At 56.8% G+C, this 7,678-nt stretch carries 7 protein-coding genes; 2 read left to right on the top strand and 5 right to left on the bottom strand.

Annotated features, from left to right (window positions below):
* The first annotated feature begins 59 nt into the window (after positions 1-59).
* On the top strand, positions 60-920 hold the full coding sequence (locus Q1A59_RS14045) for a PAS domain-containing protein (protein ID WP_299645144.1): 861 nt from the start codon (positions 60-62) through the stop codon (positions 918-920).
* Between the two features lie 41 nt (positions 921-961).
* On the opposite strand, the gene Q1A59_RS14040 is transcribed toward Q1A59_RS14045, so the two are convergent.
* Positions 962-2,002, bottom strand: a complete 1,041-nt coding sequence (locus Q1A59_RS14040) for an NAD(P)-dependent oxidoreductase (RefSeq protein ID WP_298407244.1) — start codon at positions 2,000-2,002, stop codon at positions 962-964.
* Positions 2,003-2,016: 14 nt separating this feature from the next.
* Complete coding sequence (locus tag Q1A59_RS14035) at positions 2,017-3,249, bottom strand: DUF190 domain-containing protein (RefSeq protein WP_298407241.1); 1,233 nt, start codon at positions 3,247-3,249, stop codon at positions 2,017-2,019.
* A gap of 227 nt (positions 3,250-3,476) precedes the next feature.
* Between Q1A59_RS14035 and Q1A59_RS14030 the strand changes: the two genes are divergently transcribed.
* A complete protein-coding gene (locus tag Q1A59_RS14030) occupies positions 3,477-3,776 on the top strand; it encodes an FHA domain-containing protein (RefSeq protein WP_298407239.1) in 300 nt (99 codons plus the stop codon).
* Between the two features lie 156 nt (positions 3,777-3,932).
* On the opposite strand, the gene Q1A59_RS14025 is transcribed toward Q1A59_RS14030, so the two are convergent.
* The 3 genes from Q1A59_RS14025 to Q1A59_RS14015 all read right to left on the bottom strand — a co-directional run bounded on the left by Q1A59_RS14025 (position 3,933) and on the right by Q1A59_RS14015 (position 7,183).
* On the bottom strand, positions 3,933-5,162 hold the full coding sequence (locus Q1A59_RS14025; RefSeq protein WP_298407237.1) for a hypothetical protein: 1,230 nt from the start codon (positions 5,160-5,162) through the stop codon (positions 3,933-3,935).
* 158 nt (positions 5,163-5,320) lie between these two features.
* Entirely contained in the window at positions 5,321-6,760 is a 1,440-nt protein-coding gene (locus Q1A59_RS14020; RefSeq protein ID WP_299645143.1) for an MFS transporter, read from the bottom strand.
* 252 nt (positions 6,761-7,012) lie between these two features.
* Positions 7,013-7,183: a Flp family type IVb pilin gene (locus tag Q1A59_RS14015; RefSeq protein WP_299645142.1), complete on the bottom strand. Its 171-nt coding sequence runs from the start codon at positions 7,181-7,183 to the stop codon at positions 7,013-7,015.
* Positions 7,184-7,678 lie beyond the last annotated feature (495 nt).

Below are 7,678 nucleotides of genomic sequence, written 5' to 3'. Positions count from 1 at the left end.
ACTCATAGCCCCGTTGCAACGTGACCAAGCTGTCAGCAATCATCTCATATGAGGTTGGTATGCCATCCGACGAGCAGACCTTGCTGCGCGAGCTTAACGATCTGCGCCAACGGTATGCCGTGCTCGTGCGCGCTTTGCGTTTGATGATCTACGACTACGATGTTGCTACCGGTGTGATTTCGTGGAGTGGCGAAACTGAATATGTCTGTGGGCGCACCATCAATGAGCTTGACGGTGGTATTGCTCAATGGGAAGCGTTGATCCATCCCGAAGACCGTGAACGGGCGTTGCAACTGTTGGGTGAGGCTGAGACGAAGCTGAGCGAGTATGACATCGAGTATCGCTTCCAGCACAAGAACGGCTCGTATGTATGGATTCTCGACCGTGGTTACTTTCTTGCCGGCCCTGACGGCAAAGCGGCGCGGATGGTCGGTATGATGCAGAACATTAGCGAAATCAAGGCGATTGAGTTCGAGCGGCTGCGTATGCAAGAAGAGATTATCGCTGCGCAAGAGCGAGCGCTGCGCGAGCTGAGCACGCCGCTGGTGCCGATCAGCGAGCGGGCGGTTGCACTGCCGCTGGTCGGTGTGATCGACCAACGCCGCGCGAGCTTGATCATTGAGACTTTGCTCGAAGGCGTCGCCACCCGCGGCGCTGAGATGGTCATCATCGACATCACTGGTGTCGCTACGGTTGACACCTTTATCGCCGACGCGCTGATCCGGGCGGCGCGAGCAGTGCGCTTGCTGGGGGCGCATGTGGTGTTGACCGGGATTAGCCCTGAAGTGGCGCAAACGCTGGTTAGCCTCGGCGCCGATTTGAGCGTGTTTGAAACCCGCGCTACGCTGCAAGATGGGATTGCGCTGGCGATGAATGGTGAGCTTGCTCGGGGAAAAGGCAGCGGATTAGCAAAAAGGTAAGGGCGGGTTTCAAACCCGCCCCTGCGATGGATCGTGATCGGTTAGAAGAACAATTTCGCCAACCGTAAAATCCCTTGGCTCCACGGCACGCGGTGCGACACGCCAGTCTGCTGGCCAAACCGCTTGGCGTTGGCAACGTACCACTGGTAATTGCGCACCAGCGCTTCTTTATTCGAGTATTTCGGCGTAAAGCCCAACACCCGCTCGGCCTTTTCGACCGACACAAACGAGTCTTCGGTCACGGTGCCATACGCCCACTTATAGACCGGCGACAGCTTGAGCTTTTCGAGAATCGCCAGTGCCCAGACCATCGGCGCCGCTGGGAAGGTAATGATCTTCTTGCCGTGACCGGCTGCGTCGAGCACTGCTTGAAAATCCTCTTTGATCGTGGTGAACTCTTTGGCGCCGATATTGAAGGTGTCGTTCACCCGATCGCGATCGAGCGTCAAGCAACGCACAATCGCCTCGCAGAGGTCTTCGACATCGAGCAACTGGTAGCGATTCTTGCCATTGCCGGGCAACGGGAAGTTGTGGCCCTCCATTGCCCAATCGTACAGCATAGCAAAGATGCCGAGCCGCTCAGGGCCAACGAACGACTTAGGCCGCAAGATGGGCACGCACATCCCCGCCTTGCGGAACTCAAGGCACAGCTCTTCGGCCTTGACCTTCGCTTCGCCATACGGCCCAACCCCGCTGAGCCGATCTGTTTCCACCAACGGGTGATGGTCAGGAATACCATACACGGCGGTTGACGAGATATGGACGACCCGCTCGACGCCATGCTCGCGCGCCGACTCAAGCACATTGTGGGTGCCGTCAATATCGGTCGAAAAGATGTCAGCTGGCGAATAGAGCGGTAACGCCGCTGCCGTATGCACGACAAACTTTACATCCTTCATGGCCCGATCGACCACCGCCCGATCGCGGATGTCACCCGTATGCTCCTCGATCTGGCTTCGCTCAGGATAGTCGAAGGGGGCAATATCCAGCGAACGCACAACATAGCCGCGCGCCAAGAGATACCGCACCAGATTGATACCGAGAAATCCGGCGCCGCCGGTAATTAAAACCCGATCAGCCATACATTTCCTGCCTACTATTCGCTTTGTTGTAAGAGTGCCCGAATCAGAGCGCCACGTGCGATTATACCCGACAGCCGGCCATCTGAATCAACTACCGGTAACCGTTCGGCATTCACATTCAGCAATTGGCGGGCGGCAGCGCCCAACCCTGCATCGATCGTCACTATTGCCGGTGCCGGCTCGACCAAGCTATCAATTGCCCGGCGCGCGCCGGGAAGCGCCGCCGCCGGAGTGGGTTGCGACCGTTGCAAAGCGGCCAACAGCGCCGCGCGTTCTTCACCCTGTAAGCGCATGAGCACGTTGCTCAAACGCAAGATTCCGGCCAGTCGTCCATCGCCATCAACCACAAACAAGAGATGACTCGGTGCAGTAATCAGCATCGCCAACGCTACGGCCAACGGCTGGCCAAGCGTAACCCGCGCCGTCGCAGCCTGCATCACCATCCCAACCCGCGCCTCAACCGCTATCGTATCGGTTGGTTCTGGTTGGCGCGCTGCTGCCAGCAAGACTTCGCGCTGGCCGAAGATGCCCGCTAACCGACCCTGCCCATCAAGCACCGGCACCTGCGCATACCCCCACTCGATCATCATCGTCAACGCCTGCGGGATTGGCATAGTCAGAGGGACGCCACGCACCTCGCGATTGGCTACCTCGCCTACCGTGCGCCCGTGCATCGCTGTCAGCGCAGCAGCACTTTCCGCCGGTTCCAGCACACCGAGCAAACTGGGCGGTAAACGTAACCCACCACGCCACACCAATTCACGGGCCGAGATCGTCCCAACCACGGTTTCGTTCTCCATCACTGCCAAGAGATCAGCTTGCGCAGTAGCGATCTGCTCAAGCGCCGCAAGCAGGGGGGCATCCGCTGCAATTGTCGCCACCTCGGTCTGCATCAGATCCGACACCAACTGTTCGGTGCCAAACGGCCCGCTGGGACGTAATACACCCTGCGCCACTTCTACCGGCTCGATCGTGATCAGGGCATCGCGAGCCACCACACGAATCAAGGGTAAGATGCGTTGGATACGCCCAGCGTGGTCAACCCACTCAATAATGACCGGCTGCCGTTCGGCGTCCGGCAGGGTTTGTCGGCGAGGGCCAAACCCACCCAATGCCGACAATGCTGTCGCACCGGTCGCTCCACTCTGGCGTAATTCAGCTAGCACCGCCTGATACAACGGTCGATCGCCAGCCCGATCTTCACCGTTGAGGTAGATACGCACTCGTTGCACCGTTGGCTCGGCCATAGCTAGATGCTCCTATAATGTGGTGTTACTTCCGGCGCAGAGGAGCGCCTCAAAGGTTCGTCGCAGTACTCATCTTATTGGACAATGAGATACATTCACCAATAATACCAATCTGGGTATAACATCATAAGTAGCCCAAAGGTCATGCTTGACAAAATGAGAAGTCAATGAGAATCATAAGGATATATATTGTTTCAGTGCACTAGTTTTGTTCGTCGGAGGCCCTTATGAGCCGAGAACTAACCCTCATCGGCGTGTCCGGTTCACGAACCGGGCAACACATCGTCGTCAATCGCCGTTCGATGGTGATTGGCAGCGCGCGTCACTGCGACATTGTGCTGCACGATCGGCAGGTACTTGAACGTCATGCCGAGATTGGGCAGGCGCTCGAACGCTGGTTTATCACCCCGCTTGATACCGGCGCGTTGGTGGCTTTGAACGGCCATCGCATCAACGGACGCCAGCGTTTGCAGAGCGGAGATCTGCTATCGATCGGCAGTGCGGCGTTTAAGGTGGCCGATCGGTAACGTGATCGCGCCAACGGGGTGAGCGTGCCGCCGGTAGGATTAGTCCTGCCGGCGGCAACGTTTTATCTCATCAACTATAAGATTCCCCATACAACCACCTTGCGCTCTTCGCGCCTTTGCGTTTATTGACCCTGCGCCCTTGCCCGCTTTGCGCCTTCAAAATCCGACATCAATGATCGTCCGTCCGGTGCGATCTTGGAAGAAGCCGACCCCATCTTGGATGAGACCGACGTAGAAGCCCATGCGGGTTTCGCGCTGCAAAATCCGCACCCGGCCAATAATCTCGGCCTCTTCACCGGGATAGAGAAAATCTTCCACGAACGGTTGTGCCCACTCTGCGGGCGGGCGCGGCGAAATTGACCAGCGGTACGGGTAACGCTTCGGCCCACCGCCACTGTTGGCATCCCAATCCATGCCAACCCGCCAGAAACCACCAGCCTGTGCCGCATAGATCCCATCTTCGACTGATGAGAAGACCTCATCGGTAGTGTATTCATACCCACTTGGTGGGCCATACGTTCGGATCGGCACCGTACCTGTGTTGCGCACCCGGATAGTGACAGTAATTACCTCTCCTAACATGACCCGTTGCGGCGCAATCATCGAGTAAACAATCCGCGCTTCAGGCTGGCCAACATCGGCCAGCGTGATCTGTCCCTGTCGCTGCACGACATTGCCAAACGGATCTTCGGCGCGCACTGTATAGGTATAGACACCAGCCTCAAGCAATGAGCCATTCGGTCGTTTGCCATTCCAAACGTGCCGCTGCTCATAAGGCCCCTCCTCCTCGCGGGTAACTACCGGAATCACCTCACCGTTGGGCGCCAGTACCTCAATATTTACCGTCGCACTCACTGGCAAGCGATACGTAAACTCGGCCACGTCATCAATCGCATCTGCATTCGGTGAAATGACTGGCGGCCAGACCATCAGATTTTCGATGATCGGTGGCTCGATTGCTTGACCAACGATTGTCAACGGCAACCGCCGCTCAGCAGTCGTATTGCCATCAGCCGCGCGCGCTGCCACGACCAGCGTATATTGGCCGGGAGGCAGCAACCGGCGTACCACCTGCGGATCATTGGTCGGCACACTGCCATCAAAGCGCAACACATACGGTTCGGTGGCCGCAGCCCGCGGCTGCGCCCGGCGCAGATCGTAGCGCTGGCCGGCAGCATCGAGCACATAAATATCAACTAGCGCCGCCCGACCAATCTCATAGCTGATAGCAAGCGGTGTACCTGCCCCCGGCTCATACCGTTCGGAACTCGCCGTTACCTCTCCGAGCAATGGCGTGGCGGCGCATCCGCTTAGACCGACCAACGCCAGCCAAAACATGCCAATACCAAGAATCGTCACCAGCGGGCGCGCAAGGCGCCGCGTCATACCGTTCATTTACCATCCTCCACCTGTATGCCTCGCCGTGCTGTCGCACAGACAGATCACTGGCTGCACCTAACGCAGATCGTAGCAATGTAACAATTCGCGACTTTCACACCTTTGCGTTTCCCCTTCGCACCTCTCCATCCACTACACCTGTGGACTCAATCAGCTACCGGTCGTCTCATTCCTGCAAGCTGGTGTTGCAACGCCCGCCCCCCAGCCAATGAAGGCACGATCGCAAGAACTGCTAACAGCGCTGCTACTCGCATGGCCACATCATAGCCGCCGGCCAAGATCGGCGGCGGCGCAGCCGTAATCGGCGTCATCGGGCCGCCGTTCAAGGCAAAAATCTGCGACGCCCAGATCGCGCCGGCCAGCGCAATCCCGCCAGTTTGACCGACGGTACGCACGACCGCCAGCAGACCGCTCGCCACCCCTAACGCCTCTGGCGGGGCATTGCCCAGCACGGTGCTATTATTTGGGCTTTGAAACAAACCGACGCCGATCCCCAACAACACCAAAAACCCCAGCATCTGCGGCGGTGGCGTCGTGGGTGTGCTGGCGCTCAAACCCAACAGGGCGACGGCAGCAATCGCCAACCCAGCGATGGTCAACACTCGCGGGCCAAAGCGATCCGACAGCCGTCCACTCATCGGCGATGTCAATGACAGGGCAATCGGCAATGCCATCAACATAAAACCAGTGCGTTGTAAATCAAACTGGTAGACCAGTTGGAAAAAGAGCGGAGTTAGCAACAAATTGAAGGAAATGCCAAGAAAGAGCACAAATGACGCAAGCAGATTCAGCGAGAACGCCAAACGTTGGAAGATGCGCAGATTGAGCATCGGTTGCGGTATGCGCCATTCCCAGAACAGAAAGAGTACGCCCCCGATCAGAGCGGCAACAAAGAGACCAATCACCCGTCTATCATTCCAGCCCCACAGCGGCCCTTCGGTCAGACCTAACAATAGGCAAAACAGCGCCAACGCCAACAACCCGGCACCAACCAGATCGAACCGCTGACCGGCCCGCGCCGGCTGGTCTGGCGCAATCGAACGCATCGTCAACCACCACCCTAGTGCGCCGATCGGCAAATTCACCAAAAAGATCGCCTCCCAGCCAACGTAACGCAGCAGCATACCACCCAGCGCTGGGCCGATCAAGATGCCAGTAGCCACAAATGACCCAATCGCACCCAAGGCCATTCCCCGCTGGCTAGGCGGAAACGCCGTCACCAGCAGCGCCGGCCCCACCGCTTGCACCATTGCCGCGCCGATGCCTTGCAAGACACGGAACCCGATCAGCGTCCCGATCGATGGTGCCGTCGCACAGAGCAACGAGGCCACGGTAAAGAGCGCAAACCCAATCAAATAGATGCGGCGTTTGCCATACATATCACCCAAACGCCCCATAATCAAAAGCGTACAAGCAAGGGTAAGTAAATAACCCAGCACCACCCACTCAACCACGTTTAGATTGCTCTGAAACGCTTGCACCAGCGTATTGAGCGCAATATTGACAATCGAGCCATCGATGGTCGAAATCAACACCCCACTCCCGACTGCTGCCAGTGCCCACCATTTCCGCCGTTCTTCCACCATGCACCTCGTCGCCGCGACCTTACTACCGCGAGCATTCTACCGCACTCTGGGCGTGTGATGGGGAATGCAAACGCAGAAGGGGCGACCAACCGGTCGCCCCTTGCTCAGATGGGTCATTGCGCGTATGCTACAACACATCCGTAACTAAATCATACGCCCGACCGATTTCGGTCGGGCGTAGCCAGCAGCAGCATGTAATTGAATTACGGATTGATCGTGCCAGCCAGTTGCTCGAACAGGTTGGAAATGTTCTCAACTACCGGGTCGTTGTCGGATTGTTGCACTTATATCACTGAATAGCGTAGAAATGTTCCTACCGAGCAAGGTCAACGCACCGATGACAACGACGGCGATCAGAACGAGAATGAGCGCGTACTCGACCAGACCCTGTCCCTCTTCCTTGGCGAAGAAGCTGCGAAGCATTGTGTTCCTCCTGAAGACTAGTGCGGTTTAACTATATTGTGGAATAACTCTCCACGCTCGTCAGTATAAGACCTCAGCAATGAAAATCCAATAGCCAGAGAGTACCATTTTGTGCCAGTACTACAATGCCTTAGTACCGCCTTGGAATGGGACTGGTGTACCATTCAAACGTGAAAGTTTTGTTAGATTCAAAATAACAGAAATTATAATACTACAATGCGTAGTTTAAAAACCAACGATCACAAAAAGTTTAAAAAAGGTTTTAACGATAGGCGGGTATTTCTGTACCGGCCGCTCTAGGTTCTTGCTGGAGGGTAAGATCAGGAGCGGATGACATTCCAGCTCGCTGCGCCCTTACGGCAACGGGATGGTCGCCGCAACACGGGTACCACGCCCAATCGAACTTTCGATCCCGAATTCACCCTGCAACAAGACCTCAATCTGTTGGCGCATGTTGGCCAATCCCATATTTTTGCGCGTACCAGCACTCGCAAT

Source organism: uncultured Chloroflexus sp. (assembly GCF_937951745.1).
GTDB lineage: Bacteria > Chloroflexota > Chloroflexia > Chloroflexales > Chloroflexaceae > Chloroflexus.
This window is presented reverse-complemented; position numbering and strand designations above follow the sequence as displayed.

What these genes read in the sequence shown, in the direction of transcription:
- Q1A59_RS14030 (WP_298407239.1), top strand. Translation starts at nt 3,477, where the DNA reads ATGAGCCGAGAACTAACCCTCATCGGCGTGTCCGGTTCACGAACCGGG.
- Q1A59_RS14020 (WP_299645143.1), bottom strand. Translation starts at nt 6,760, where the DNA reads ATGGTGGAAGAACGGCGGAAATGGTGGGCACTGGCAGCAGTCGGGAGT.
- Q1A59_RS14035 (WP_298407241.1), bottom strand. Translation starts at nt 3,249, where the DNA reads ATGGCCGAGCCAACGGTGCAACGAGTGCGTATCTACCTCAACGGTGAA.
- Q1A59_RS14045 (WP_299645144.1), top strand. Translation starts at nt 60, where the DNA reads ATGCCATCCGACGAGCAGACCTTGCTGCGCGAGCTTAACGATCTGCGC.
- Q1A59_RS14040 (WP_298407244.1), bottom strand. Translation starts at nt 2,002, where the DNA reads ATGGCTGATCGGGTTTTAATTACCGGCGGCGCCGGATTTCTCGGTATC.
- Q1A59_RS14015 (WP_299645142.1), bottom strand. Translation starts at nt 7,183, where the DNA reads ATGCTTCGCAGCTTCTTCGCCAAGGAAGAGGGACAGGGTCTGGTCGAG.
- Q1A59_RS14025 (WP_298407237.1), bottom strand. Translation starts at nt 5,162, where the DNA reads ATGACGCGGCGCCTTGCGCGCCCGCTGGTGACGATTCTTGGTATTGGC.